Annotated in this window: 4 protein-coding genes; 2 read left to right on the plus strand and 2 right to left on the minus strand. The window is 62.1% G+C overall.

Going from position 1 to position 2,683, the window contains the following annotated elements:
- The first annotated feature begins 13 nt into the window (after nt 1-13).
- Nucleotides 14-256 carry a type II toxin-antitoxin system Phd/YefM family antitoxin gene (locus I5M_RS05940; RefSeq protein ID WP_031335535.1) on the plus strand — a complete coding sequence of 81 codons (243 nt, stop codon included), beginning with the start codon at nt 14-16 and terminating at the stop codon, nt 254-256.
- Between the two features lie 102 nt (nt 257-358).
- On the opposite strand, the gene I5M_RS05945 is transcribed toward I5M_RS05940, so the two are convergent.
- The gene (locus I5M_RS05945) at nt 359-1,426 is read right to left on the minus strand and encodes an RlpA-like double-psi beta-barrel domain-containing protein (RefSeq protein ID WP_031335538.1); all 1,068 of its coding nucleotides are present in this window, start codon (nt 1,424-1,426) and stop codon (nt 359-361) included.
- Between the two features lie 76 nt (nt 1,427-1,502).
- Here I5M_RS05945 and I5M_RS32650 point away from each other — a divergent pair, with 76 nt between their 5' ends.
- Nucleotides 1,503-1,667 carry a hypothetical protein gene (locus tag I5M_RS32650; protein ID WP_022720560.1) on the plus strand — a complete coding sequence of 55 codons (165 nt, stop codon included), beginning with the start codon at nt 1,503-1,505 and terminating at the stop codon, nt 1,665-1,667.
- Nucleotides 1,668-1,772: 105 nt separating this feature from the next.
- Here I5M_RS32650 and I5M_RS32050 read toward each other — a convergent pair.
- On the minus strand, nt 1,773-2,683 hold a 911-nt coding region (locus I5M_RS32050; RefSeq protein WP_376738667.1), incomplete at its 5' end, for a type IIL restriction-modification enzyme MmeI.

Raw genomic sequence — 2,683 nt, forward strand, 5'->3', positions numbered from 1 at the left:
TCGGGAGATCAAGATGGACGAGGTCAGTTTGGCAGAGGCCAAGGCACATCTTGGCGAACTGGTCGATCGTGTCGAGAACGGCGGGTCGATCGATATCACCCGTCAAGGCAAGCCGGTCGCCCGTCTCACTCCGGTCGCTAAGCCTCGCAAGCCGATCGATGCGGCATTGCTCCGTGCTTTGACAGCGACGATCCCCGCGCAATCGGAAAGCGCCGCCGATCTCGTTCGGTCGATGCGAGACAGCGACCGCTGCTAATGATCTAACCTCGACATGTCGCTGATCGTCGCGGCGCTCCGTAACGAAGCGTCCACACCGCAAGAGATGTCCTTGCCTTGGCCATTCCCCGATGAAGGCCTCCTACGGCCGGCAGCCCGCCGCCTCGGCTTCCTCGATGCTGCAGAACCAACGCTTGCCAGGTCCCATCTTGAGCTTGGCGTAGGACCGGCCGCCGGGTCGCTGGATGGTGCACTTGCCGAGCCAGCCGAAACTCGCCTTGATGGTGCAGTCCGAAGATGGCGGGTCGGCGGTGGTGGCGGCGCCGAGCAGGATCTCCGTCGCGGAGCTCGGCGCCCTGTCCGCCCCGACGATCTGGGTGCGACGGGTGCGACCGCGCCAGTCCGCAGGCGCGATGAATGCGCCCGACCACAGACCCGCCTGCGCCTCGCGGGCGATCGCCTCCGACGACTCGTAGGCCTGCAAAGACCCCGCGACCGCCAGGGCCCAGCCTGCGCGCACGATCCAGTCCGCGACGCTCTCGGTGCCGACCGCACAACTCCCCAGCGATCTGCCGACCTTGTCGCGGCCGGCCACCTGGCAGGTCCACGACTTGTCGCCGAAGCGCTTGATCAGTTCATCGCGCGCCGCAAGGCCGCAGGTCCACCCCGTCCCTGTTTCGTCGACGCAGACCTGATCGCTGTCCGGCGCGTCGATGCCCTGCAACCGGATTTTCGTGCCGTTGATCTCGATCGTGCCGCCGTCGAGGATGTGCGGGACACCTGCCAGTTCGATGGCGTCGTCACCCGGCAGACAGACGTACTGCGTGCCCCGCATGCCGAGGCACTTCGCCGCGCCGGGCGCGAAGTCGATCTTGACGCCCAGATCGCGCGGCTTTCCATACGGTCCGCGATCGTTGATGCGGATCTGGCAGGTGCGGCCGTTCACCGGATTGACGATCGTGACGGTGGTTCCCAGCGGGTACTCGTGAGACGCCGCCGTGAGGCTGTCGTGCCTCATCGGCTCCCCGCTGCTGGTCCGCGTTCCGATCGAGTACAGCGAAGCGAGCACCTCCTTGCCGGCCCCGCAATTGCCGGTCCGATGCACGAACCTGAGCACGGTGTCCCAGCCGCCAGCATCGGCACCATGGCTCACGAGCGCGACCACCACCGCAACCGCCCCGCAAATCGCCCCCTTCAAAACGCTCCGCATCAGTCCATCGCCTCGCAAGGCGCTTCGCATAACATAGTCGCCGGGGAAATGAAGGGCGTGGGAAGGATGGCGAGGCATGTCGCTGCGGGGCGCGGTTGCAACGGGTCTGCGCGTCGGTCCGCGACTCGCCGGCGTGCGCGCGCTGTTCCTGCTCGACCCCGGCCACCGGCGAGGAACCCAGGCGCTCATCACCCTCAACCTCGCCCGCGAGGTCGGCGCTGCGCACGTCGTGTATCTGTAGGTGTTCAACGCCGACTGCGCGGTGAACGTGCGGCTTCGCCGTCAGGTACGAGGCCGAACGAATGCTCCAACAGATGGGCTTCAGTGCCACCATCCCGCGCCCGAGCTACGGCATCCGCAAGCAATCGTCAGAAAGGAGACTCTTATCTGCTGCAAAAGCCGGAAGAAGGCCTGGGCCGACAATCGGCTCGCCTTGCTCTTCCATCGTCGTAAGCGACTGGTTCAGATCAAACAAGAATTTCAGCGGGTCGGCCCTGGCCGTCATGCCGTAGGCTTTGCGGACGGCACTATCGAGGGCTGCCTGTGCTTCGTCGAGCGGATGATTGCCGGGCAACTCTGCCGAACGATAAAGCTCCCGCAACGACAAATCATGTTTCTCGCAAAGCCCTCGTCGAACTTGTCTCAGCTTCCGCGCAGCGGCGGCCACTGCCTTGACCGCATCCAACTGCGGGGCTTGCGGCCAAGGGAAACTGTCGAACACTGTATTGGACGTGTACCTATATCTTTCGGTCAAAGTCGAGCAGCGCTCGGTGAACCATGCCCAATGCGCCTCCGACGACAAAATTCCAAACGAATAGTCGTCTTGCAATGGGAAGACAGAGAGCGCATCGCTAGGATGAATATCAGATGATACAAACTCGAATATTGGACGCTTCGTCACCCTTCCACAAACGATGTAACGCGGCAAAGTGGCTATAAGGTCCATCAGCTCAGTTCGCCGATAGGAAAGACACCACCAACGCTTTAGGAAATTTGCATGGTGGACGTTGACCTTTGCCTTTGGGTTTTCGTCCAGCAACGGTTTATTGCGTTTCGCTTCTTTCTTTGCGGCCGCTGTACGCGCCGGCAGAACCGTGGCCTTGACCCTTTCAAACAAATCTGGGTACGCGCCCGCGCCCAAAACATCCAAATCCTTAAAATCAATTACGTAGCGAGTCGGCTTGCCGTCTTTCCTGCCTAAAAAATCATTGGCGATGAGGTACGGAAATAACACGTACGCGTTCTTAGATGTCGTGG

The sequence above is a fragment of the Rhodopseudomonas sp. B29 genome, from assembly GCF_000333455.1.
Lineage (GTDB): Bacteria > Pseudomonadota > Alphaproteobacteria > Rhizobiales > Xanthobacteraceae > Rhodopseudomonas.